Annotated in this window: 19 protein-coding genes and 2 pseudogenes; 6 read left to right on the forward strand and 15 right to left on the reverse strand. The window is 58.2% G+C overall.

Translation table 11 applies throughout. The features are described 5' to 3' along the window. From AC1D35_RS20845 to AC1D35_RS20860, 4 genes are all read right to left on the reverse strand, one after another. The gene (locus AC1D35_RS20845) at positions 1-738 is read right to left on the reverse strand and encodes a hypothetical protein (protein WP_113296498.1); all 738 of its coding nucleotides are present in this window, start codon (positions 736-738) and stop codon (positions 1-3) included. A gap of 75 nt (positions 739-813) precedes the next feature. After that, entirely contained in the window at positions 814-3,351 is a 2,538-nt protein-coding gene (locus AC1D35_RS20850; protein WP_477939898.1) for a TonB-dependent receptor, read from the reverse strand. A 236-nt stretch (positions 3,352-3,587) separates the two neighbouring features. After that, positions 3,588-4,604 carry a FecR family protein gene (locus tag AC1D35_RS20855; protein ID WP_113296499.1) on the reverse strand — a complete coding sequence of 339 codons (1,017 nt, stop codon included), beginning with the start codon at positions 4,602-4,604 and terminating at the stop codon, positions 3,588-3,590. A 117-nt stretch (positions 4,605-4,721) separates the two neighbouring features. Continuing rightward, positions 4,722-5,444 carry an RNA polymerase sigma factor gene (locus tag AC1D35_RS20860; RefSeq protein ID WP_477836814.1) on the reverse strand — a complete coding sequence of 241 codons (723 nt, stop codon included), beginning with the start codon at positions 5,442-5,444 and terminating at the stop codon, positions 4,722-4,724. Between the two features lie 197 nt (positions 5,445-5,641). Here AC1D35_RS20860 and AC1D35_RS20865 point away from each other — a divergent pair, with 197 nt between their 5' ends. The 4 genes from AC1D35_RS20865 (at position 5,642) to AC1D35_RS20880 (ending at position 10,043) form a co-directional block, all read left to right on the forward strand. Beyond that, the gene (locus AC1D35_RS20865) at positions 5,642-6,313 is read left to right on the forward strand and encodes a L,D-transpeptidase (RefSeq protein WP_477853459.1); all 672 of its coding nucleotides are present in this window, start codon (positions 5,642-5,644) and stop codon (positions 6,311-6,313) included. 13 nt (positions 6,314-6,326) lie between these two features. Then, entirely contained in the window at positions 6,327-6,863 is a 537-nt protein-coding gene (locus AC1D35_RS20870) for an OmpA family protein (protein WP_113307588.1), read from the forward strand. 275 nt (positions 6,864-7,138) lie between these two features. Continuing rightward, positions 7,139-8,449 (forward strand): polysaccharide biosynthesis/export family protein, encoded by a 1,311-nt coding sequence (locus tag AC1D35_RS20875; protein ID WP_477939899.1) that lies wholly within the window; start codon positions 7,139-7,141, stop codon positions 8,447-8,449. An 85-nt stretch (positions 8,450-8,534) separates the two neighbouring features. Further along, positions 8,535-10,043 carry an O-antigen translocase gene (locus AC1D35_RS20880; protein WP_113296504.1) on the forward strand — a complete coding sequence of 503 codons (1,509 nt, stop codon included), beginning with the start codon at positions 8,535-8,537 and terminating at the stop codon, positions 10,041-10,043. A 72-nt stretch (positions 10,044-10,115) separates the two neighbouring features. Here the strand turns inward: AC1D35_RS20880 and AC1D35_RS20885 are convergent, their stop codons facing one another. Genes AC1D35_RS20885 through AC1D35_RS20910 form a run of 6 tightly spaced genes read right to left on the reverse strand, consistent with a single transcriptional unit; the run spans position 10,116 to position 15,641 of the window. Then, on the reverse strand, positions 10,116-11,330 hold the full coding sequence (locus AC1D35_RS20885) for a DegT/DnrJ/EryC1/StrS aminotransferase family protein (RefSeq protein ID WP_113296505.1): 1,215 nt from the start codon (positions 11,328-11,330) through the stop codon (positions 10,116-10,118). Beyond that, positions 11,327-12,301, reverse strand: a complete 975-nt coding sequence (locus tag AC1D35_RS20890) for an NAD-dependent epimerase/dehydratase family protein (protein WP_113296506.1) — start codon at positions 12,299-12,301, stop codon at positions 11,327-11,329. The genes AC1D35_RS20885 and AC1D35_RS20890 overlap by 4 nt, the downstream gene beginning before the upstream one ends. After that, positions 12,298-13,011, reverse strand: a complete 714-nt coding sequence (locus AC1D35_RS20895; protein ID WP_113296507.1) for an acyltransferase — start codon at positions 13,009-13,011, stop codon at positions 12,298-12,300. Before AC1D35_RS20895 ends, AC1D35_RS20890 begins: the two co-directional genes overlap by 4 nt. Continuing rightward, entirely contained in the window at positions 13,001-14,104 is a 1,104-nt protein-coding gene (locus AC1D35_RS20900; RefSeq protein ID WP_113296508.1) for a DegT/DnrJ/EryC1/StrS aminotransferase family protein, read from the reverse strand. The genes AC1D35_RS20895 and AC1D35_RS20900 overlap by 11 nt, the downstream gene beginning before the upstream one ends. Next, positions 14,101-15,138, reverse strand: coding sequence for a Gfo/Idh/MocA family protein (locus AC1D35_RS20905; protein WP_477853469.1), 1,038 nt, complete (start codon positions 15,136-15,138; stop codon positions 14,101-14,103). The genes AC1D35_RS20900 and AC1D35_RS20905 overlap by 4 nt, the downstream gene beginning before the upstream one ends. Next, complete coding sequence (locus AC1D35_RS20910) at positions 15,135-15,641, reverse strand: acyltransferase (RefSeq protein WP_113296510.1); 507 nt, start codon at positions 15,639-15,641, stop codon at positions 15,135-15,137. Before AC1D35_RS20910 ends, AC1D35_RS20905 begins: the two co-directional genes overlap by 4 nt. A gap of 556 nt (positions 15,642-16,197) precedes the next feature. Between AC1D35_RS20910 and AC1D35_RS20915 the strand changes: the two genes are divergently transcribed. Next, a complete protein-coding gene (locus AC1D35_RS20915) occupies positions 16,198-17,022 on the forward strand; it encodes a response regulator transcription factor (RefSeq protein ID WP_113296511.1) in 825 nt (274 codons plus the stop codon). 297 nt (positions 17,023-17,319) lie between these two features. On the opposite strand, the gene AC1D35_RS20920 is transcribed toward AC1D35_RS20915, so the two are convergent. The 5 genes and pseudogenes from AC1D35_RS20920 to tnpC all read right to left on the reverse strand — a co-directional run. Beyond that, positions 17,320-19,149 (reverse strand): glycosyltransferase family protein, encoded by a 1,830-nt coding sequence (locus tag AC1D35_RS20920; RefSeq protein ID WP_477939900.1) that lies wholly within the window; start codon positions 19,147-19,149, stop codon positions 17,320-17,322. Positions 19,150-19,153: 4 nt separating this feature from the next. After that, a complete protein-coding gene (locus AC1D35_RS20925; protein WP_113296513.1) occupies positions 19,154-20,197 on the reverse strand; it encodes a UDP-glucuronic acid decarboxylase family protein in 1,044 nt (347 codons plus the stop codon). Positions 20,198-20,243: 46 nt separating this feature from the next. Continuing rightward, positions 20,244-21,740: a sugar transferase gene (locus tag AC1D35_RS20930; protein ID WP_113296514.1), complete on the reverse strand. Its 1,497-nt coding sequence runs from the start codon at positions 21,738-21,740 to the stop codon at positions 20,244-20,246. Positions 21,741-21,755: 15 nt separating this feature from the next. Then, positions 21,756-22,613 carry a WecB/TagA/CpsF family glycosyltransferase gene (locus tag AC1D35_RS20935; protein WP_113296515.1) on the reverse strand — a complete coding sequence of 286 codons (858 nt, stop codon included), beginning with the start codon at positions 22,611-22,613 and terminating at the stop codon, positions 21,756-21,758. A gap of 503 nt (positions 22,614-23,116) precedes the next feature. Beyond that, a pseudogene (tnpC, locus tag AC1D35_RS20940) lies at positions 23,117-24,582 on the reverse strand (IS66 family transposase); the annotation flags it as partial. Here tnpC and AC1D35_RS20945 point away from each other — a divergent pair. Further along, positions 24,582-25,243 (forward strand): annotated as a pseudogene (locus AC1D35_RS20945) (IS630 family transposase); the annotation flags it as partial. The pseudogenes tnpC and AC1D35_RS20945 overlap by 1 nt on opposite strands.

Here is a 25,243-nt window from a genome sequence, read left to right on the forward strand (position 1 = left end):
TCACGCGACGAAGATCAGATCGGAGCTGTCAAGCGTGCCGCCGCCTGCGAAAGCGACGTCGATGCTGCTACCGGCGTAGGAGATCGTCGAACCGGAAATGCTGCCGCCAGCCGAGACGAAGTCGCTGTAGTCGTTCCAGCCATAGCCGTCGAGGACGATCAGGTCGTTGCCGTCAACGAAGTCGTTGATCGCATCATCGCCCCATCCGCCGGCATTCAGATCGGCTCGATAGTAGAAAGTGTCGAAGTCGCTCGCACCGGCACCCGTCAGCACATCGTCGCCGGCAAAGCTGTAGAGGGTCTCGCCGAGGCCGCCGCTATTGCCAGTCTGCGTCGTGCCCTGCTCACCAAGATAGTCGTAGAGATGCGTCAGGTCGGCGAAGTTGGAGAGGTAGTAGATCGCATAGGTAAATGCCGTGGAGGTGGTCGCGTCCGACAGGTCCAGCGTCAGCACGGTGCTGAGATCATAGCCCGTTGCCGTGCTGCCGGTCAGATGCGAGCCGAATTCCAGCGTGTCGAGCGAGCCGACGAAGCCGCCCGGTGGGATGTAGCTGAAATCACCGTTGAGAACCGCGCCCGACTGGGCTGTACCAGCGTTGCCGGCGACCCACTGGTCATAAGGCGCCGAGCCCGGGCTGAACGAGCCATGGCTGCGATATGAGAAGGAGTTGAGCCACGTGGTTTCGAGATAGTTGACCCAATCGGGCGCACCGGCGGGGACCTGAATTCCTACACTCATTGTCTTTCTCCATTGATGGTTGGTTGTCCGTCGATCGACGAACCTCGGATCCGCGGCCGGCCGGCCGGGAAATGCTTAGAACTTGAAGTTGAGAGATGCCGTCGCCGTGCGTCCCGGTCCGGGCAGGCTGATGGTACCGAGCGCCGGGACGTAAGCGACATCGGTGACGTTGTTGACGGCAAAGCGAAGCTTGACGGTGTCGTTGAAGGCGTAGGACCCGTATATGTCGTAGAGCGAATAGTCTTCGGTGACGTAATTGCTCGCCAGCACGCCGATATTGGGTGAAGTGCCGCCGACATGGGTGGCGCGACCGCCGATCGTCAGCTTGTCATCGAACAGCCGCATGCCCGCATCGATGGTAAACTTGTTGCGCGGCGGCACGAAAATGATCGAGGGCTCGATCTCGTAGCTCGTGCCGTCATAGCTGTAGGTCGTGCCGAAATCCGTCTTCAGATAGGTGTAGGAAAGACCGGCATACCATTTACCTGCATCATAGCTCGCCTCCAGCTCGATGCCCTTCATGCGCGTCGTGCCGTCAACGTTGACATAGGAGGCATAGTCGCGTCCGGTCTCGGCGCGATGAACTGTCCCGAGCGCGATATAGTTTTCGATCTCGCGATAAAAGCCGACGGCCTTCAGGCGCAGGCTGTCATCAGCAGACAAGAGCCCGTCGGTCGTGGCATTCACGCCAAGCTCGAAAGTGTTGCCTTCTTCGGCCACGAGATCGGGATTGGGAGCGTTTTCCACGAGATTGACGCCGGGGTGACCGCCCGTCAGGAAGGTTTCCATGATCGTCGGAGGACGGAAGCTGCGCGAATATTTGGCGAAGGGCTGCAGCCAGTCGACAGGTTTGACGGCGAGCATGGCGGAGGGCAGCAGCGCGCCGTCCGAATTGTCCACATCGATGACGTTTTCCGGATAGACCGTCACGCGATCGATGGTCCCCGTCCAGATCCGGCAGGTCACGCCATCAGGGAAATACAACCGGCATCTTCGGTTGTCGATGGTCTTGACTTCGAGACCGTAGAGCGATGCGTCGCCCGAAAGATTGTAATAGTCGTAGCGCAGGCCGGCCTGCGCCATCAGCCAGTCGTCATGTTCGAACGTGGCATTGGTAAAGGCGCTGTAGACATCGCGATCGCCGGACGGGGTCGTGCCGGTATAGGTGGCCGTCATGTCGACGCCATTGAGGAAGTAGTCCTCAAGCGTCTCCGTCTTGCCGCGGTCGAAGAAGGCCTCGACACCGTAGTTCAACGAAAGCGAACCGGCTGAGGTCTCGAAGCGGCTGGTGTTGTCGATACTGAAGCCCAGCGTGCCGAGAGCGTAATTGACCGGGAAACCGTCGTCGTTGATGGCGGAACCGAAACGCTTCTCGCGGTTTCGCGTGTGATTGTACCAGAGGCGCGCATTGAGATCGATGAGTTCGCTGTCGGGATCCCAATGAAGGCTGCTGGTGACGGTATCGTTCAGGACCTGCTGCGTATCTTCATCAAGGTCGCCATCATTGTTGTAGGAGCCCTGGCTGAAGTCGGAATCGTTGCGAAGCCAGGTCATCGACATGTCGAGATCGTCGGTGAGCTCCGCCTCGGCCTTCAGCAGGTAAGAGTAGGAGTCCTGCCCTGTGAAGATCGCCGCTCCGTCATGCACGGAGCTGTCATAAAGCTTGATGTCGCCATTCTCGCCGATGTCATAGGCGCCAATCTTCTTGTGGCTGATGCCACCGAGCACCGAAAAGCTGTCCGACAGTCTGACCGCCGCCATGCTCGCGCCATCAAATTGGAACTCGTTGGTGCCAACGGTCGCGTTCGACTCGCCGCCCCACTGGCGGCCGTCTTCTATGAGGTCATCGGCCTCAATGGTTCGAAAGTTGACCGAGCCGCCGAGTGCGCCGGCTCCGCCAACGCCCGATGTGCCGCTCTTTTCCACGTCGATTTCACGGATAAAGGCAGTTTCGACATAGGTTCGCTGCGTCGATCCATGGCCGTTGCGCTGAAAATTCTGCCTCGCCCCATCGATCATGGTGACGACGCGGTTCTGATCCTGGAGGCCGCGAATATTGACCGTGACGCCGGGGTTCTGCCCCTCGGAGCGGTTGGCATAGACGCCGGCGGCGTTGTCGAGCAAGTCGCGTGCGTTACGGGCGGGAGAGCTTTGAATGGCCTCCCTAGAGATGACGCTGACGCTTGCCGGCTCCTCGTAGACCCAGTCGGGCGTGCCGCGATAACCCGCACCGGAACTTGGACGTCGGCCGCCCTTGATGACGATCGGAGCAAGTTGGGTAACACCATCCTCCTGCGGAATGGCATTCACGATATCGGCGCTGCCAATCGTCGCTGCGCCGCCATCTCCGGAAATATGAGCCGATACTCCCGTCCCCGACAGCATTCGATCAAGCGCGTCGGCAGGTGTCAATCGACCGGCCACGGCGCTGGTATTCACTGATCCTGTCGGCGTCGACGACAGCGTGATCTGCATGCCGGACTGACGCCCGAATGCACGGATCGCGTTCGCCAGGGGCTGGGACGGGATATCGAAGGGGAGTGTCGTGGCCGCTTGCGCTTGCGCCTTGTCGGCCGGCGCCGACTGCGCGTGAGCATTGGTTACTACAGACAAAATTGCAAAAGCGGTTGTCGCCAACAACCGTGCTCGCCACGCGTACCCACCCGCTTGGCACGCGCCGTTGAGCCTTAGAACCCCTACCCTCACTCGCATGCTCACTCTCGTCTCTCCAGTCGTTTGCGCCGATGTCGTGCCCGGCGCTTTCAACGAAATGACGATTGGCTCTCAGAGTTTTTTCAGGGTTTTCGGCTGGAGTGAGCTAAATCTTGATAATTACAGTCAAATTTTTTCTAGAGTCGGCTGACGATGCGCGCGAGCGAGGAGATTGAGCGGACCTTGCCGCCATAAGGTTCGACCAGCGCGCGCAGCGCCTGATCGGGTTGTCTGAGATTGTAGAAGCCCGTGACGCGTTGGCGGGCAAGCGTAGTGTCGGGAACCGATATCCAGGCGGGGTGATAGCGCTGGATCTGCTCGATCACCGAGGCAAGCGTTGCGTCCACGACGTAGAGTTCACCATTGCGCCAGTTGGCGATCTCGTCGACCGGGATCGTGTCCTTCATCATGACGGCGCTGTTCGGATCGACGGTCAGCAGATCTCCGGGCACCAGCCGTTCGGGCGGGGTCGCAGACGAACCCGCGATGGAGGCTTGAACGGAACCGTGCGCAAGGGCAATGCTGGTCAGCCCGTCGGCGAGCTCCACGTCGAAGGCCGTGCCGAGCACCTCGACGCGGACGCCATTTGCTTCCACCGTAAAGGGCCTGTCCTTGTCCGGCGCCACCTCGAAATACGCCTCGCCGGCAAGAAGCTTGATGCCTCGCCGTCCGTCGCCGTCGTTCAAAGCAATCGAGGTCGCGGCAGCCATCGTTACCGTGCTGCCGTCCTGAAGGGTGATCGTGCGGGTCTCCGCCGTTGACGTTGAATAGTCAGCGCTCAAGCGAAGCATTAAGCCGGGCGCAACGACAAGCCCAAGACAGAGTGCGGCCATAGCCGCCGCTGCCACGGCAACCCGCCGCCACGGTGCGCGATGCCGAGCCGCTGCCGGCTGTCGTATGACGGGTCTGGCCGCCGATCTCGACGCATATTCCCACTGCGATTGCATGGTCGGGACAACCTGCCCCATTGCGGCCCATGTCTTCTGCGTGCGCTCCCAGGCTAGGCGGTGTTCGCGACCGCTGGTCAGCCAGTGATCGAAGCGCGCTTTGATCTCACTGTCTTCTGGCCCTTCGTGCAGGAGAAGGAGCCAATCAGCGGCCGCCTCCAGCGCCTCGTCCGAGACTTCAGGCCTTTTATCTGGTTCGACGGCCATCAGTTCCCAGTCTTTCCTGTAGCCAAACCACGTCGCATCCCCGCTGTTTTACCGCTTCACGAACATTGACGTTTATCTCGCCCGTTTTTTTCACTCGGATTCGAGATTTTTAGCGGATCATCCCATTTTTTTGGCGAATTCGACAATTGCCGCCTTGATCAGCCTGTGGACGCCGGCCACCGAAATGTCGAGGTGGCTGGCGATGTCCTCCATGCGGTATCCGCCGAAGCGATGCATTTCGACAGCGATGCGTGCTTGGTCCGGCATTGCCGAAAGGATTGCGTCAACCTGCCTGACCTGATCGCAGAAGAGCGCGTTTTCCTCAGGCGTTCCCGTGTCCAGGGGAAGTCCCCACCACGGCGTATCTTCCGGGCGAGCGCGCAAGTCTCGCTTCTGGCGCCTGCGCACGTCGAGCGCGAGGTTCCGCACCATGCGGAAGAGATAGGCTTTCAATTTCTGAGGTGTGGCCGCATCTTCCGGCACGAATTTTATGAAGACCTCCTGGACGAGGTCTTCAGCTTCTTCTCGCGAACCGACGATGGGCGTAGCGTATCGAATGAGGTCGGAGCGATGTGCCGCATAGACCGCGTACCGCCGGTCGTCCTCCCTGATGCCCATAGCAATATCCATAAAGAAACGCGGAGACGAACAATCGGCGGCCAGCCAAACGCCGGATTGCAAATTCCGCATATTTCGCAACATGAGAGGTAAACCAAAAAAACTTGACAATTTCCAGCATGTTTTTTCCAGGATTGAATTTGCAGGAGTTTTTAAGTCGAGCGCCGCTTCGACCAGCGACCCGATGCGTGGAACCAGGATCCAGCTTCGCAAAGGCGGCACAGTTCGCGGCCGTCTCCTGTTTATCTCAGGCAATTGGGTATAGCGCCGGTCTCGCGGAGTAACGATCAGAGCAACGCAGCCACCGCATCAACAACTCGACATCGAACTCTAGGGGATGAACAGAGTTTTGTGTTGTGGCAAATGAAAAATCTGATTTACTGGCGCCGCGCTGCTTGGCTTTGAGGGGGATTTGGCCGATGGTGTTAACCCGCAGGAATATTCTGCTTGGTGGATTGGCGTTACTTGGCACCGGCGCGGTACAGAAGCCGGCTTTTGCCCAGGCGGCTTCCTATTTTGCCGGCACCGCCGTCGATAATGGTGTGACATTCAGAGCAACCAACTTCGCCAAGATCGACAAGCAATGGCACCGGCAGGTTGTCAAATATTTCAGTAGCGAGCCGATCGGCACCGTTGTCGTCGATACCAGGCACCATTTTCTCTATCTGATCATGGAGAACAAGACGGCCATCCGCTACGGCGTCGGCGTCGGCCGCGAGGGTTTCAAATGGTTCGGCCGCGCCACGATCGACAGCAAATCTCTCTGGCCGCGCTGGACACCGCCACCGGAGATGCGCAAGCGCCATCCTGAACTGCCCGAATTCGTGGCCGGGGGCTCACCGAAGAATCCGCTCGGCCCCCGGGCCATGTACCTGCATCGTGACGGCGTCGATACCGGCTATCGCTTCCATGGCACGCTGGAGCCCTGGAGCATCGGCAAGGATGCCTCCAGCGGCTGCATCCGCATGTTCAGCGAAGACGCCATCGATCTTTACCAGCGTTGCCCGATCGGCACCGCGGTGCAGGTTCTGCCGCATATTGCCGATCAGGCGCCCGCCGCCGAGGTCAGCCAGGCCACCCCGGTCGAATGAGGAAATCACCCTGATGTCTGTTTTGACCGCATATGCAAGGCACCTTGCCGCCACGGCCATGCTTCTGGCACTCACGGCCTGCACCACCACCGATATCGCTTCCGTAGAGGAACCTGCGGCAGCACCGCTGACCGGCCAGACCAACGATCCCGCGCCCGGTTTCGAGAACGTCAAGGCTGGCAGTGAAGAGGATTTCATCCTCAGTGTCGGCCGACGGATCTACTTCACGCAAGATTCCGCTAAGCTCGACACCGTCGCCATGACAACGCTGGACAACCAGGCTGCCTGGCTGAACAGGAACCCGACCTGGCTGGTCAAGCTGCAGGGATTTGCCGACGATTCCGGTTCGGAGTCGAAACTGAAGACCCTGTCGCAGCAGCGCGCCGATGCCGTTATGGCCTATCTCGTCTCGAAGGGAGTCGACACCGGACGCATGTGGGCCAAGGGTTACGGTGCGGACCGCGAAGTCCGCGACTGCACGCAACGTTCCTGCAAGGTGCAGAATAGGCGCGTCGTCGCCAATCTGCGCACGGAGCGCGATGCGACCTGATTGCAATTTACTACGTCGATCTCTGAAATCCGCCCTCGCCCTCCTGTGATCGTTCGCGAGGCGGAAACTTATGTTCCTGCTCGACTTGGGCGGAAGTACTCTACTCCACTTCATCAATAGTGATGAAGCGAAGCATCCGACCCTCCATCTTCCTCAAGGCTCCGTCTGATTGCACACTGGCGTTGCGGTGCTGGACCTTGCGTCCGGTGTCCGCGCAACGCCTAAAGCATTGAACCTGTATCCGTTTAAGGATGCTTTGCAGGCTGGACATGTAGATGAAGCTATCGTACCGCGTTCCTCGCATCTTCTTTCGTGCGACGTTTGCCATCAGTGCGCTCGTATTTCTTGCCGGACCCGCGTTGCCGGCGCTCGCCGATGACACGCCCTTTACCCCGCAGACCAAAATCCGCCTATCGATTGTCCAGTGGATGYCATCCAAAGGCCAATATGAACGATGGGATGCGCTTGGCGGCGAATACACCGTCTCGGATGACGGCCAGGTCTTTTTGCCCTTCCTTGGACCTCTTCCCGTTGGCAATCTCGATAACGCCAGTCTCACAAACGAGATTGCCAAGCGCCTGCAGGCAAAAATCGGATTGGTTCAGGCACCCGCAGTAACCATCGAAATTCTCGAATACCCGCCAATCTACGTCGTGGGAGACGTAACCACGCCCKGGGAGTACAAATTTCGCCCCGGACTGACCGTCCTGCAATCGCTCGCGCTGAGCGGCGGCCCGCTCCGCGCCAAAGGTTCGCAGCAAACGGAGTCTATCAAGCTCGCAGGCGAATTGCGCGAGATCGATCACTCCATCCTGCGCGCCACCGCGAAATTATCGCGACTCCAGGCCGAAATGGATGGCGCGAAGGAGATTACCTTCGATCAGACGACCGGCGCCGACCAGCAATTTACCGCCGGGATATACAACGAAGAAAGGATTATCTTTCAGGCTCGTGCAAGTGCGCTTCAGAGGCAGTCAAAGGCGTTCACGGAATTACGTGATCTTTTGACCACGGAAATTTCGACGCTGGAAGAGAAGCTGACGGGCGCAGACGATAATATCAAATCTGTCGAGGACCAACTGACCAGCGTTAAGTCCCTGGTCGAGAAAGGCCTCACGCTCTCTTCAAGGCAGATGGACCTGGAGCGGTTGCTGACGACCTACCGTTCCGACAAGCTCGACCTGGTCACCGCCATCATGCGGGGCCGGCAGGCGATCAGCGAGACAACGCGAAATCTCGAGGGACTTTCCGACACGCGCCGGAGCGAAGTGGCGACCGAAGCGCAGTCTGAACGGGCAAGTCTCGATCAGTTCAAGATGAAGCGCGAGATGACGCAGAAGCTGCTCCTCGAAGACCTTGCGAGCAATGACGGCGTCAAGAGCTCCGGCGAGGAACTCCCGCTTACCTTTAGCGTGAGCCGTCGGAACGAAGGACAAATCAATCAGTTCCAGGCTTCGGAAACGACAGCATTGGCGCCGGGCGATGTGGTGAGAGTCGTTCAGCCTCGTATTTTGGATAGTTCATCTGAGATCGACCCCGACCAATCTCCCAAGAGCCAGACGCTCGCAGACCGGGCCAGCCAGTGACCGGCGAAAAGCATGTGTGCGATCAAGCTTGCTGCGAGGTAGCCTCGTGCTCCCGGCCCATAAGGCAAACGGCTAGGGGGATCTGATGACTTTGCGCATGACCCCGCCAAGTGGCCATACTTATACCCAGATCCTCAAATCGACGATACTGATGGGCGGCTCCTCGCTGGTGAACGTCGCGCTCAGCATCGTCCGCAATAAGGCCCTGGCTGTCCTGCTCGGGCCGGAAGGTGTGGGACTTATCGGCCTCTACGGGTCGATCATCGATATGGCACAAGCGACCGCTGGTCTGGGAGTGAGCGGCAGTGGCGTACGCCAGGTCGCAGAGGCTGCCGGTACCGGCGATGCAGAGAGGATCGCACGATCGGCGACAGTCCTCAGGCGCATATCGATGGTGCTCGGGCTGCTTGGTGCGCTCTTGCTTGCCGCGCTGGCGTTTCCGGTCTCGAATTTCACCTTTGGCGACTACCGGCATGCCGGCGCGATAGCGCTGCTCTCCCTGGCCGTATTTTTTCGCATGGTCTCCGCCGGGCAAACTGCGTTGATCCAGGGCATGCGGAACATTAGAAATCTTGCCCTTATCAACGTGCTCTCGGGGCTCTTCGGCACGGTAATCAGCATCCCGCTGATCTATCTGTTCGGCGCACCGGCGATCGCACCGTCTCTCGTCGTGATTGCAGCTGCTTCAATCCTTCCCACTTGGTGGTACAGCAGGCAGATCAGCACGCATCCTGCGCCAATGTCAGCGCGCCAGTTCGGTCGGGAAGCAACGGCTTTGCTCAGGCTCGGCTTTGCGTTCATGGCAAGCGGGCTTCTGACCTTCGGCGCCGCCTATGCTATCAGGATCATCGTGCTGAATGAGGGGGGCGTTGCTGCGTCTGGGTTGTATCAGGCGGCCTGGGCGCTTGGAGGTCTCTATGCGGGCTTCATCCTGCAGGCGATGGGCACGGACTTCTATCCGCGCCTGACTGCAACCGCAGAAAACAATGCCGAGTGCAACCGGCTGGTCAATGAGCAGGCGGAAATCAGCCTGCTGCTGGCAGGGCCCGGTCTGCTCGCCACCCTGACCCTGGCACCGCTCGTGATGAGCTTGTTCTATTCCGCGGAGTTTCATGGGGCGGTGGAGCTTCTGCGCTGGATCTGCCTGGGAATGCTGCTCAGGATTGTCGCCTGGCCGATGGGTTTCATCGTTCTGGCTAAGGGTGCGCAGACGATCTTCTTCTGGACAGAGGTCGCGGCGACGCTGGTGCATGTGGGGCTGGCGTGGCTCTTCGTGTCAAAGTTCGGCACGCCAGGGGCCGGCATGGCGTTTTTCGGCCTCTACGTCTGGCATAGTATCCTGATTTACGTGATTGTGCGGCGGTTTACCGGCTTCCGCTGGTCGGCCGCCAACCGCCGGCACGCGCTGCTCTTTCTGCCCGCCTCGGGATTGGTATTCTCTGCCTTTTTGATCTTGCCTCGATGGCCGGCGATGGTGATCGGCTCTCTCGCCGTGGCGCTCACAGGGCTCTACTCGCTGCGCATGTTGGTGGAACTGCTTCCGCCGGAGTCACTGCCCGCAATCGTCAGAGGATGGATCACGAAATCCGCGTAACAAATAAGCGCGCATCAGACGATGCGCGCTGGGCCTTGCATAATCTAAGCTCTGCAGCATGCAGATACTGCATCAGGCAAGAGCGACGTCGCGATCGTGCTGTAAGATAGGGCGTCCATTGATGGCTTCAGCAAGAGATCCGCGAAGTGCCTCAACAACCCTTGCGATGTCTGACTCCGTCATCTGGACATAGAGCGGCAGGATGATCGTTTGCTGCTGCGCTGATACGCTTCGCATCAGGCTTGTGGCAGCGCGATGGGAGCTCTGGTCGGAATAGGCTCCCTCCAGATGAATGTTCATTACACCGCGCCGGGTCGAGATTCCATGATCGAGCAGTGCCTGCATAACTGTCCGCTGGTCGACAGCATCAGGCAGTCGCACGCAAAAGCTCTGCCAGTTGCTGCGCGCCCAATGCGGCTCGACCGGCGAAAGCCCAGGAATCGTGGATAGGCCCTCGCAGTACTGCTCGGCAAGCCGTCTGCGCTGCGCAATCAGCCCCGGCAGCCGCCGTAACTGTTCCCGTCCGACGGCGGCCTGAAGGTCGGTCATACGGTAGTTGTAGCCCAGTTCGTCATAGTCTTCGAAGATCACCTGTTTCGAGCCATGACGAACGGCATCAGTGACGCTCATGCCATGCTGTCGCCACAGCCGGAATTTTCGATCATATTCGGGATTGGCGGTGGTCAACATGCCACCATCCCCTGTCGTGACGACCTTGCGAGGATGGAAGGAGAAGCAGGCAATGTCGCCATGCGGTTTGCCGATCTTTTCCCAACGCCCGTCCCACAGAATTTCGCTTCCCGTCGCGCAGGCTGCATCTTCGATAACCGGGAGCTGATGGCGCTTGCCGATCTCCACGATCGAGCGAAGATCGCAAGGCATGCCAAGCTGATGCACGCAGAGGATTGCCTTGGTGCGGGGCGTGATTGCCGCTTCGATCAGGCTGGCGTCGATATTGTAACCATCCGCCTCGATATCGACGAAAACCGGCACTCCACCGCAGTATCGCACGGCGTTCGCGGTGGCGATGAACGAATGGCTGACCGTGATGACTTCATCGCCAGCACTGACACCGACCGCCATTAAGGCGAGATGAAGCGCGGTCGTGCAGTTGGAAACGGCGCAGGCATGCGCGGCGCCGACAAAGGCCGCGAATTCGGTCTCGAAAGCGGCGACTTCCGGCCCTTGCGTCACCCATCCTGACAGAATAACGCGGCGCGCAGCCTCGGCCTCCTCTTCGCCAAGAACGGGCTTGGCGACTGGAATTGTAGATGGTGACGGGCTCATGCGGCTTGGCCTCCTGCTGCAGCGGTCTTCGACTGCCACCATGCAACAAGGTCGCGAAGCCCCTGCTCCATCGATATTTCCGCCTTGAAGCCCAGGAGCTTCTCGGCTTTGCTGATATCGGCAAGACGACGGGTCACACCGTTGACCGTGCGGGCCTCTTTGTGCTGCGGTTCGAGCGAGACACCCATGATGCTGCTCAGCATCTGCGCGAGCTGCAAAAGGCTTATTTCCTCGCCGCTCGCGACATTGAAAACTTCGTCCGTGACATCGCTCTTCGCAGCCAGCAGGTTTGCCCGCGCGATGTCGCGTGCATCGACGAAATCCATCGTCTGGCTGCCGTCTCCGTAGATGAGAGGTGGCATTCCGGCCGCCAGACGCTCCATCCAGCGGATCAGCACTTCGGTATAGGCGCCGTAGACATCCATTCGCGGCCCATAGACGTTGAAATAGCGCAATGCCACATAGCGCAGGCCATACATCTCCGCGAAGCTGCGAAGCAATCCTTCGTTGAACGTCTTGGCCGCGCCGTAGATCGTCCTGTTATTGTAGGGATGATGCGCTTCGGTGGTCGGAAAGCTCTCGGCCAATCCCAGCACAGAGGCCGAGGAAGCAGCAACGACCTTCGACACACCTGCCTTGACGGCGGCTTCGAGAACATTGAACGTGCCCTCGGCCAGAACATCGAAGGCGAGCCGCGGATCTTCCGCGCATTGCGTAATGCGGATGGCCGCCTGATGAAAGACGATGTCGACGCCCTCGAAGGTTTTCGCAAGCAGTGCTCTGTCGCGGATATCTCCCTCGATGATGTTAACGGATCCACTGGCTATTGCCGTGCTGAGATTGTCCCGGCGTCCGCGCACGAAATTGTCGAGGATAATGATCTCACGCGGTTTTTCCGATGCGACGAGATCGGCAATATGCGAACCGATCAGACCGGCACCGCCGGTAATGAGTACCCGTTTGTTTCTCATGATCTTCCCTCACGCGACATGTTCGTCATCGGATCATTCTCCGAACGCCAACGTATGAATTTTGCAGGTACACCCGCAGCAACTGAAAACGGTTCGACGTCGGAAACGACAACTGCCCCCGCTCCAACGATAGCCCCCTTCCCGATGGTCACGCCGGGAAGAATGGTCGCATTCGTTCCGATATCGGCCTCTGCACAGATGCGGACAGGCTTGATTTCAAGATCCGTGCGAATGATCGGCACATCCACCGGCAGTGCCGTGTGGGTCGAGCCAAGCACCTTGGCGCCAGGCCCCCACCCGACAGAATCCTCGATCACCAGATCGCGCGCGTCGAAATAGGCCATCGGGCCGATCCAGACATTGTCGCCGATCACGCAAGTGCCATCGTAGCGCCCCTGGATATAGGCCTGGGCACCGATGAACACCCCATTGCCGATTTCGAACGTTTCCGGGTGTTTGAAACCGGCACCGCCTGCGACCTGCAATCCCGTGCCGCAACTGCGCGCTATCGCTTGCCAGATGGCTTTCCGCATCATGGTGTCGACGACACCATCACCCGTCGCGAAACGACCGTAGAGTTCGATCAGGCCAGCGCGCCCGTATGATTGCCTGAGCTCTTCGGCCAACCCGGCTTGGTAGGCAGGATCTACCGGCCTTCCATGACGGCCGTGGACCGCCTGCACGACCCGGGCCTCGCGATTAGCTGACATAAGCGTACTCCAGCGCGGCGGCGACCTGATCGACGTGCCACGCCGGCATCTCGGGATAGATCGGCAGCGAGAGGACCTCCCGTGCGGCGGCTTCCGAGATTGGGAAGTCGCCAGCCTGGTAACCAAGGTCGGCATGCGCCTTTTGCAGATGAACTGGGATCGGATAGTGCAGCCCAGACTGAATGCTCTCCGCGCTCAGTACGCGCTGAAGCGCATCGCGATCGCGACTTCTAATGGCATAGACGTGGTAGACGTGGCGCCGGTCGGTGATTTCGACAGGTGTCCTCAAATTTGCCGAACCGCCAAGCAGCGACGAGTAGCGGCGGCCATGGGCACGCCGTGCTTCTGTCCAGGCTTCGAGATGCCGAAGCTTTATGCGCAGGATCGCACCCTGAATGGCATCCATACGGTAGTTGAAGCCCTTCAGCAGATGGTGATAGCGTTGTTCCTGACCCCAGTCGCGCAGCATGCGCATCGCCTTGGCCTGATCGTCGCTGTTCGTGACTACGATACCTCCCTCGCCGCAGGCGCCGAGGTTTTTTCCCGGATAGAAGCTGAAGCAGCCTGACGTGCCGATGCTGCCAGCGCGCGCGCCTTTGTATTGGGCACCGTGCGCCTGGCAAGCGTCCTCGATGATCGGTATGCGGTAGTGGTCAGCAACCGCCTTGATCGCGTCCATATCGGCCATCTGACCGTAGAGATGGACGGGAATAATGGCCTTGGTTCGGGGCGTGATCTTTGCCTCGAGCTGAGCCGGATCCATCGTGAGCGTCACGGGCTCGACATCGACGAAGACGGGTCGTGCGCCTGCGTAGCAGATCGCAGATGCGGTCGCCACGAAGGTAAATGGCACGGTGATGACTTCATCGCCGGAGCCGACGCCTGCAGCGAGAAGCGACAGATGCAGGGCACTCGTCCCGGTGTTGACGGCTATCGCATGTCTGACGTTGCAATAATCCGCGAATTCCTGCTCGAAGCGGGCGACTTCCTCGCCCAGAATGTATTGCCCCGAGGCCAGGACGCCGAGCACGGCGGCGTCGATTTCGTTCTTGAGCGATTGATATTGTGCTTTGAGGTCCAGAAAGGGGATCATGCAATGCGCCTCGCCTCTTCGAGCTCGATGATACGACCGCGCTGGGCGAGCGACCGGCTCGCTGCTTCAAGGGTGCGAACGACACGCAACCCGGCCTGGCCGTCCGTAATGGGGCGCGAATTCTGCTCGATGCACTCTACGAACTGATCCAGTTCGCGTTTCAATGCTTCGGTCATATCGAGCTTGGGCGCCCACATGTCGCCGCTGCGGTAGCCGACCATCATCTGATGCACCTTCTCGCCGTAGGCCTGAGAATTGGGGTTCAGCGTGATGCCCTTGTCGTAAACCTTGATCTTTTCGCTGGGCTCCAGATCGTCGTAGACGACCATCTTGTTGCTGCCGCCGATCAGTGTGCGGCGCACCTTGACCGGCGCCAGCCAATTGACGTGGATGTGGGCTATAAGCTTGCTTTCGAAGAAAAGCGTCAGATAGGCGATATTCTCCGGTTCGCCGAGCACATGGCTCATGCCCGTCGCTGAAACGGCCACCGGCCTTTCCTGCACAACATGGTCCAGGATGGAGAGATCATGCACCGCGAGGTCCCAGATGACGCTCACATCGTGCTGGAAGAGGCCCAGGTTGACCCGAACCGAGTCGTAGTAATACATGTCGCCCAGGCCGCTTTCGACCAGTTCGCGCATCTTGCGGACGGCGCCGGTGTGGACGAAGGTATGATCCACGGCCAGCACGAGGCCTCGGCGCGCGGCCTCGTCGACCATGCGCGAGGCCTCCTCCGTCGTCGATGCCATCGGTTTTTCGACGAAGACATGTTTTCCGGCCATCATAGCCTGCATTGCGAGCTTGAAATGGGTTGAGACCGGCGTTGCAATGGCGATTGCGTCCACTTTCGGATCGCGCAGGACTTCCTCGAAATTATCGGTGATCGTTATTGCGGGGTAGCGGCTTTTAACTGCCGCCAACCGCTCCACATTGAGATCACAGACCGAAATGAGCTGCGCGCCGGCCGCTTCCGAAATGTTGCGAACCAGGTTTGGCCCCCAATAGCCATATCCAACAACAGCAATACCGATCATCGCATTCCTCCCAACGTTTGCATGTTGACTGACCGGTCATGAACGCGACCGGTGATCCTGGCCGGTACGCCGGCAACGATAGCGCCGTCAGGCACGTCCTTGGTTACGACCGCACCGGCGCCAACCTGCGCGGCCTCTCCGATGGTCACGCCAGGCAGAATGGTGGCGTTGCTGCCGATCGACGCGTGGCGCTTGACCAGAGTGGGGATGACAACCCAGTCGGCTTCGGTCTGCAGACTGCCATCGGAATTGACGGCGCGCGGATAGGTATCATTGGTGAACATGACCCCGTGGCCGATAAAAACGCCTTCTTCCAGCGTCACGCCTTCACAAAGGAAGGAATGGCTGGAGATCTTGCAGTCTTTCCCGACGAGGACGTTTTTCTGGATTTCAACGAAGGTGCCGATGCGCGTGCCGGCGCCGATCGTGCAGCCGTAGAGATTCACAAGATCTCGATGATGGATGACGCAGCTATCATCCAGCTTGACGTTCGATGCAATCATTACGCATGCACCCCTACTCTTCAACAAACCCCGATTTCCAGATGAAACCGAACAATCATATGATTGCGCCCAAGGTTTCATCGCGACGGGACAACTATTTCTTCCCATTCAAAGAGAATTGTTTTTGTTATCTGAGTAAAGAAACAAAACGTCGAAGCTTATTCACCTAAAGACGTATCTACTTAGGACGACGTACGCCGAAGTTCATAGCCCGYGATCAATTTTGGTGGTGGAGCAAATCCGGATTTGACTCAGTCATACGCCGGCGGCCGACATTATTTTCATGCGTTTAGCGGCTCGATCCGTAGCCGGGGTGCAACGTAATCAACCATTCGGCGAACGGCTTAGTATCGTATAAGTTTAGATCAAGAATTACGTCCTCTTTACACCTTCCGATGGAACTAATGTGGGCATTTAGCCTATATTAGCTAGTTTAACATCACGAGAACTGTGGTATTGAATTCCTACTTTAGTGCTTCCAAACCCTCATATCTGAAGGGCTTGAGTGTTCGATTTTGTTGAGGCGTAGGGAAACTCGGCTGGGGAGGATGAGGCAGTGAATTCAGCGCTAATACCAAATTTAGATCTTAGACAGGAAAATGTAGCTCTTCCACTTAAGGTAGAGAATAGTTCAGCGGCATCGACCTTGCTGTCGGGGCCAAAGCACTCTCTCATGATCCTGGATAACCGTGAACTTGATCGGCAATGCCTGGCGCAATGCATGGCGGCCCACAAGACGGATTTACTTATCCTGGCATTTGGAACGGTTGAAGAGTGGAAGCAAAAACGCGACGAGTATCCGCCGCTTTCGGCAATCCTCTTGAACATTGGCGGCAAAAAAATCGACGATCCGGCCGTCTCGGAGCAAATCAGTAGCCTTTCGTCGGAATTCGGGACGATACCAGTCATCGTACTGGCTGATAGCGACGATTTCACCCAAATCGTGCGGGCGCTCGAATTTGGAGCCAAGGGCTACATACCCGCCTCGGTCAGCGTCAGCGTCTGTATGGAACTGATCGCGCTGTCAGTGGCGGGAGGCGTTTTTGTGCCTGCGAGCACCCTATTCGCCATGCGTCATTTGCTGGAGTCCAGCAACTCGATCGCTCGCCCGTTGGCCGGCATATTCACGGATCGTCAGGCCGAAGTTGTAGAGGCTCTCCGGCGCGGAAAGGCGAACAAGATCATCGCCTATGAGCTCAATCTGCGGGAAAGCACCGTCAAGGTTCATGTTCGCAACATCATGAAAAAGGTAAAAGCAACCAACAGAACAGAGGTCGTGTTCAAGATAAACGATCTCTTCAAGGAAAGTATTACCGCCCCCGAAAAAAGCAGAGACCGAGCAGATGCTATCGGACGATCAACTGTTGCGTCACATCACTAACGCGGTCTTGACCTGAGCCATGCTCGGCGGCGCAAAGCAAAATGCGCCGCCGAGGCACGATCTGGCACCAGGGCGCCAAAGCTTGGATGTGATCGCTCAGCCTGYGAAGGTCGCCATGTGCATCTCCACTTCCGGCTCTGCCCTACACGCAATAGCCCACCGCTGATTCTTCCTCGCCAATTTCCCTGGCTCGGCCTAGACTGGGCAGCCGCCTGTAGTCCTTGGGGTTGGCGGGCTGCTGAGCTCGTCTTCCAGAATAACTCAATGAAAACATGTCGTTTAAGCAATTGCCAGCGATCACGAAGGATGCCTGGAAAGCGCCGTTCGGATCCTGCGCAACGGGATCMGCTGCGAACGGGAGATCAGACCCTTTGCAAGATGCCAAAAATATCGAAACTCCGGCAGTGGTGGCACGTTTGGCCTCAAGTGATTCAAGCGCAATGCGATCATCATCTGATCGACGCCTGAGTACAACCGCTGGCGCCAGCCAATATCAAGTCCGTGATGTCTAGACGCTGTACGATCGCCGGTCTCGCTTTCTTCGAAGGGACCGTGACGAAAAACGTTCGCAAGATCTGGCTGCTGACAACGATCGAGAATCTCGGCGAAGCATGCAAGCCATTCGTGATCGCTTCGTCTGGGAAGCCGGTGAATGCTCTTTCGATCTGTGGCCGACAGTTCTAAGGCCGGCCGATTGTCTTCTCGACGGTCTCGATCGAGGACGAGGCGCGCACGCCTGAGTTCGTTATGGGATAGGGATGGATAAAAGTCCTGCAATCGCCGCGCTTGGACGAGTTGGCCTTTGCAGACCAACGCGAGAAGGAAATACGCCCATTCGACCGGATCCGGGGCGGCCGCCCCGTAGTCGATCATCGTTACCTTGATTAAGCTCACCAGAAGCTTGTAAGCGCGATCGGCATCGCCCTCATGCAAGGCGCAGATGGCGAGACCGAATTTGGCTTCGGGCAGGTAGGAAACGTAATCCAAGCAGCGCGCGTAGCAGTCCTTGGCCTCCTCGAGTTTACCCTGCTCAAGAAGCAAATCGCCTTGCTTCAGTAAAACGCGGTCGCTTGCCCGCCCGGCTACATGGATGCTTCCCCGCTGGGAGATGCGCTCAACTTTTATAAGGTCGCCGAAAGGCCCGGGCTGAATGATTTTTTCCCCGGATCGCAGGCCGCTGTTCAATATGAACCACTGATATATTTGTGGTCTGTGATTCAGAGTGTGGCGCGAGTGGACCAGATTATAGCCGGCCGTCGAGATGCGCTGTATTTCAGCTGGATGAGCAAAGAGGTATTCCAATCGTTCAACCACGTCGTACTGGTCGGTGAAGATGCAATTCTCCATGTCGTTAAAGCCAGCCGCCTGCAGTGCTGCCGTCCGTTCCGTCACGAGACAGGTGTTCGCCCCTGGAATCTCGAAGTGTTTGCGCACGACCTCGCCGGCCATGGTTCCGCATGTGGGCACGACGAGGCTCGCGTTGAGGGCGCGCGCATAGGCCTCTCCTGCCAGCAACTGGGAGGCAAGTTTGCTCTCATAGGTATGCTGAGGCGAAGCCAGGCAGGGATATCGATCGCGGATGATCGGAAAGACCTTCTGCCGCCAGGGGTAAAGGCCATTGACCTGGCCCGTGAGCGTGACCGGTATGATCTTGTGCTGGTGATAGTCTTGATAGACTTCGGGATCGACGAAGTTTGGCCAGACGAACAGGTTGTCCTTCAGCTCCGGCATATATTCCGGAGCCAGGGTCGCAATCGAGAAATATGTCTCGATGCCCCATTGCTCCATATCGGAAAGGAAACCACTGCGCCGGTCGCACCATGGATCGGCGTTATGAAGACCAAGCTTCGGAACGCCGATATGGGCATCGGTGTTGATGATTCTTATCCGCCGTGAACCCTGTGACCGGTAGCCGCTTTCAAACAGCGTCAGATCCGGCTGGCATCTTTCGCATACCTCCGCATAGTCGCAGTCGCGGTTTACGACGACGACATCAAAGTGTGTGCCGAGGCATTTGACCTGCTGCTGCATATGCAGCAGCAGGTAACCGGACGCGTTCGCATTGGGTTGGTGGTCCCATTGAAAGAAAACGAGCCTTGGTTTGCGATGATTGGCGTTGCTATTCATATCCCTAACGAACGGCTTCCTGAACAGGAAGGCCAACGGCCGGAACAGGCAGGTGCGTGTAAGCCGTTTGCGGGGACCTGACGTCAGGCATGCTCCTGGATCCAAGGGAAAGCTTCCACTCGAAATAAGCGATCGTTCTTTCGAGCCCTTCCCGCAGGTTCACCGTCGGCTGCCAACCCAGTTCCTGCCTTGCGCGGCTGATGTCCGGCTTGCGCTGCGTCGGGTCGTCGATTGGGAGAGGATTGAAGACGATGCCTGACTTCGATCCAGTCATTTCGATCACCATCTCAGCCAGTTCCCGGACCTGGAATTCTCCCGGGTTGCCAAGATTGATCGGGCCTGTAACGCCAGCCGGCGCGCCCATCAGGCGGATAAAGCCTTCGATCAGATCGTCCACGTAGCAGAACGAGCGCGTCTGCGTGCCGTTGCCGAAGATGGTGATCGGCTCGTTTCGAAGCGCCTGAACGATGAAATTGGAAACGACGCGGCCGTCATTGGTCTGCATGCGCGGCCCGTAAGTATTGAAGATCCGCGCCACCCGGATTTCCACGCCGTATTGACGATGGTAGTCGAAGAACAGCGTTTCGGCGCAGCGCTTGCCTTCGTCATAACATGCTCGCGGGCCGATGGGATTGACGCTGCCGCGATAGTCCTCCGTCTGCGGATGGACTGCCGGATCACCATAAACTTCGCTCGTGGAGGCCTGGAAAATCTTCGCCTTGGTGCGCTTGGCGAGGCCAAGCATATTGATGGCGCCGTGCACGTTGGTCTTGACCGTCTGAACGGGATCGACTTGGTAGTGGACTGGAGATGCCGGGCAGGCGAGGTTGTAGATCTCGTCAACTTCCACATAAAGCGGGAAGGTAATGTCGTGGCGAAGGATCTCGAAACGGGGGTCGTCGAGAAGATGCAGAACGTTGTCGCGCGAACCTGTGTAATAATTGTCCACGGCGAGGACGTCATTGCCCTCTCGCAAGAGTCTTTCGCACAGGAATGATCCCAGAAATCCGGTGCCACCCGTAACCATAATTCGCTTCTGTCCGTGCATTGATGTGCTCCGTTGTTGATGTTTGCCTCGCAGGACGAGGATGAGGTCAGTAGGCTCCCCTGCGCTTGAAGACCGCAGGGATTGTGCTGAGAAGGATGTGCCAGTCGAACCACAGGGACCGGTTGTCGATGTAGAACTCGTCGAGTTGCTGCTGCAGTTCGATATCTGCACTGCTTCGTTCGGATATCTGCCAGAGGCCTGTCAGGCCCGGTGTTACCGAGCGGCGCTTGTCACGAAACTCACCGTCCATCGCCAGGAGGTGGTATTCGGGGAAAGGACGCGGCCCTACGAAGGCCATCTCGCCTGCAATGATATTCACCAGCTGCGGGAGCTCGTCAAAACTCGACGAGCGCAGAAGATGCCCGATGACAGGCAGGACGCGAGGATCTTCCTTGAGCTTGAAATGGGCCAACCATTCGGCCCGCATGGCGGGGTTCTCTCGGAACAATGCTTCGAGGCGCTCTTCCGCATCCTGGTACATCGTCCTGAGTTTCAGGACGTGCACCGGCTTGCCGGACAGACCTTCCCTGGCATGTCTGAAAAAGACGGGACCCGGATCGATGGCATAGATTGCGGCCGCAGCAATCGCAATAAAGGGTGCAACCACGATCGTTGCAGGTATGGCGATCGCGAGATCGACGATCCGCCGGACCAGATCCGAGCTTAACGACTTCTCACCATTGGTGAGGCGAACGCCGATCTCCCCGCCGACATCTGCAGGCCGCAATCCACTTACCTTGAGGCTCGGCGTATCGGACAGAAGGATGACTTCGGCGAATTGTCGGCGAATTGCGGCCAGATCGGCGATCAGCGAACCTGTGTCGCCGGCAATCAGGGCGATGGATGGCCCGCCGTCCGGCGATACGTCTGGTGCATCAGAAGAATAGGGCTCCGGCTTGATGCCATACTGCCAATGATCCTTGAAATATGCCATCAGCGCGGGGATATGATTGCTGCCCCCGATGATCACCGCGCGCTCTCCCCAGATTCCAAGCCTCCGGCACAGGCCTCGTGCGAGCCAGTGCGTGACAGGCTGGACAATCAGCCCGAGGCCAAGGAAGCCAACGATAGCAAGCAGCAGTCGTTCCCCTTCCGGCAGCAGGACTGCTCCGAACGCCGCGATGACGGCCACCTTGACGGAAGCTGTCGTGCGACGACGCAGAAGTTCGTGGTCGTGAAGCCGATATCCGGGATAGAGCCGAGCCGACGCATAAAGAAGGATCGCCGCCAATGCTGCGAGGGCGAAAGCGCGCTCCAGTACCGTTCCTTCTGAACCAGTGGGAAGAAAGGGCAGAAGAGCAAAATAGGCAATCACATAGCTCGCGATGTCGCCGCCAATTAGGAGTGACGATGTTGCAAGCCGAGGGAGCGGGCGCCGGAGTGCGGCCGACATATTGAGCCCTGTCTGCCTTGAAGGATCGACAGACTTGGCGTTCGCAATGGGTGGAACAGAGCTTGCCGAAACTGTCCGCGAGGCTGTGTCGCTTGTGCCGATTGCCTTCGGCGGAGCTGATGGCATTGCTGACGGTGCAAACGACGACATAGTGGTTTTACTCCTTTACAGCCTTTGTCTCGACGCACCTGATCCGGAAACCGCGTCTTCGATCGGAAACTCCCGAAGCCCCAACCTCTGAAAGGCAGTCAGTGAGATGAAAGTCGGCACGACGAGCGCATAGCGTCGCCACAGCCGTCGTGGCTCGCATAAAAGACGGAACGCCCACTCGAAGCCGCTTCTTTGAATGACCCTCGGAGCTTGCCGTTTGAGGCCGGCGTGAAAGTCGAATGCAGCTCCGACTCCGATGAGAACCGAAGCGTCCAGACGGTCGCGCATGCGCGCCATCCAGAATTCCTGCTTGGGACTGCTCAGTCCGACCCAGATGATATCCGCGCCTGACCGATTGATCCGCTCAGCAACATCCGTTTCCTCTTGCGGCGAAAGTTCGCGAAAAGGCGGCGCATAGGAGCCGACTATCCGTGCTTCCGGGCATTTTGCGATAAGTCGAGCCTGCAGCTGCTCCAGCGTCTTGGCCGTCGCACCGTAGAGGAAGTGACGCAAGCCTTTGGATCTGCCGGTCTCGAAAACAGATAACATCAGATCCGGTCCGTAGACCCTGTCACTTTCCACATGGCCAGCATGTTTCAGCGCCCATACCAACGGCATGCCGTCGGGAGTTACCAGGAATGCGCGGTTATGTATGGACCGAAGCTCGGGATCTTTTTGACACCGCACGACGCCGTGCGCGTCGCGAACGCACACATATTCTTTCCTGCCGTCTTCAATCGCCTTTTCAATAAGTCCGGTCGCGCTTTTGAGATTGACTGCCGAAATTCGAACACCAAGTACATTCGTCCACTTCAGAGAACCCGTTGGATCAAGGACTGACGTTTGGTTTCTGTCTGCTGGTGAATTTCTCATGACCTACGCTTTTGCCAACTGAAACTGTTACCAGAATATGCTGGCAAGACCGTTGCCTCCATACTTGCATCTCCAGCTATTGGACGTAGAAAGACCTAACATTTCTATTTCACACACGGAAATGACTTACGATATTCGAAGTAAGGCAGTATCCCGGGGGTATGCCTCATTGCTCTTTTTGATAAGCGTTAYCCCCGAAAAGAGCGGTTTGACCTTCATGGAGCAGCGGAAGACAGTCGCTTTAGCGCAATCAGAGCTGGGGAGGTTTGAGCGCGATAAAGCCGGGGGAGAGACAATGGTGAATTCAATAGGGGGGAATTCAATAGGTGAATTGCGGGTGCCGGCCGGAGGGCCGTCAATGGCGCCAGCAGTACCAGTCAGCTGCAGAACGATTTGAGCTCTGATGGCTACATCGTCATCAGGGATGTCCGTATGCATACGCCGGGAACCGCGGGACTGGGTCGCGTGCGCGGGTCATTGCTGATGAATGCTGCGGATAAGATTCAGGCGTTGATCTGAGCAGAGGCTTTTTCGGCCTGGCGCAGCCTTTTCCACTCCCATGGGAGCAGTTCGTGCAAGCGGGAGACGGGCAGATCGGCGATGCGGGCGAAGACATCGGCAAGCCACGCCTTTGGGTCGACATCGTTGAGGCGGCATGTGGTGATGACGGTCAGCATGACGGCGGCACGATCGGCCCCACGCTGGGAACCGGCGAAGGTCCAGTTTTTCCTTCCTAACGCCACACCGCGCAACGCTCTTTCCGCTGCATTGTTCGTAAGACAGACCCTTCCGTCTTCGAGGAAGAGAGCAAAGCCCTCCCAGCGCTTGAGCATGTAATCGATCGGCTCGATGACCTCGGACGATCTGCTGAGCGTGGCGCGTTCCTTCGTCAACTACTCGCGCATCTCATCGAACAGCGGCTTGCTCTTTTCCTGCCGCACAGCCTGTCGTTCTTCGGCGCTCAATCCGTTGATCTGGCGCTCGATTTCGAACAACTTGTCATAGCGCTTAACGGCTTCAAATGCGACCGGCGAGATCGGCTTGCCTYTCCGCTTGTGATCTCGAGCATGTTTCTGGACATCGGCTAATGCAAAGAATTTGCGACGCGAATGGGCGTTGCAAAAGGCAAAGGTGATCGGTGTCTTCTTCGTTTTGGCAATAATGTCCGGCTCGAACCCGTTGTAGCAATCCGTCTGCAGAATACCACCATACTCGGCCAAGTGCTTCTGCGGATGTTCGCCACGCCGGTCGCTCGACGCATAATCGATCGCCGCCGGCGCAGCCGTTCCCCCGAACGGCTGGTCATCCCGGATGTAGGTCCATATTCGCCCGGTTACGCATTTGCCCTTGGCCTGGATTGGGATGGTCGTGTCGTCACCATGCAATCGCTCGGCCCCGAAAACATGCTTCTCGATTAGGTCGTAGACCGGCATGAGGGCCGCCCTTCCAAATCCGACCTGATCGGCCAGCGCCGAGGTCGACAGGTCTATGCCCTCACATTTGAACCTTGTGCTCTGGCGGTTCAGCGGACTGTGCATCCCAAATTTGTCGAAGACGATCGTCGCCAGCAGATGCGGACCGATGAAGCCGCGCGGCGTGGCATGGAACGGTGCTGGCGCCTGGCTGATCGCCTCGCAATCGCGGCAGGTAAATTTCTCCCGAAACGTCTCGATCACCTTGAAGCGGCGCGGTATCTCCTCCAGTGTCTCGTTGACATCCTCGCCCAGTTTGGACAGGCGCGACCCGCCGCAGCAAGCGCAGACGGTCGGGGGATCGATCACCACGCGCTCGCGCTCGGCATCCTCCGGCCAGGGTTTGTGCACCGGCCGTTTGCGTGTGAACGAACGCAGGCTCAACGTTCTGGCAGCAGCAGCCTGGGCCGCCACTTCATCCTCCGTCGCGGCCATCACGAGTTCTTCGAGCTGTAATTCCATCTGTCGATCAGACGTGCCGTGCGCTCGGATCTCTGAAGGGCTGACGGACGAAYACCGGGCCGGTCGGCCACGGACTGTCTCCGATACCCAGGTTGCGGAGGTCGTCGAGCGTACGTTGAACACCACGCCCAAGGATGCAACGCACTGGTCCATCCGTTCGATGGCAGCCGACAGCGGGCTTTCGCATACCACCATCCGCCGGATCTGGACCGCGTTTGGCCTGCAGCCACATCGTGCCGAGACATTCAAGCTATCTTCCGATCCACTCTTCATCGACAAGGTGCAGGACATCGTCGGCCTTTACATGTCACCACCGGACCGGGCGGTTGTGCTTTGCGTGGATGAGAAATCGCAAATCCAGGCATTGGATCGCGAGCAGCCGGTGCTGCCCATGGCACCGGGCGTCGCCGAACGGCGTACCCATACCTATGTCCGCAACGGCACGACCTCTTTTTTCGCCGCGCTCGATGTTGCCACGGGTGCGGTGATCGGTCAGTGCTATAAGCGTCACCGGGCCACTGAATTCCTCGACTTCCTGAAGCGGATTGACGCCGAAATGCCCAATGGGCCGGACGTGCATCTGGTGATGGACAACTATGCGACCCACAAGACACCGAGGATCAAGGCCTGGCTGGCGCGCCGCCCACACTGGCATGTTCACTTCACGCCAACGTCGGCATCCTGGATCAATCAGGT

The sequence above is a fragment of the Rhizobium sp. P1_E6 genome (genome assembly GCF_056405875.1).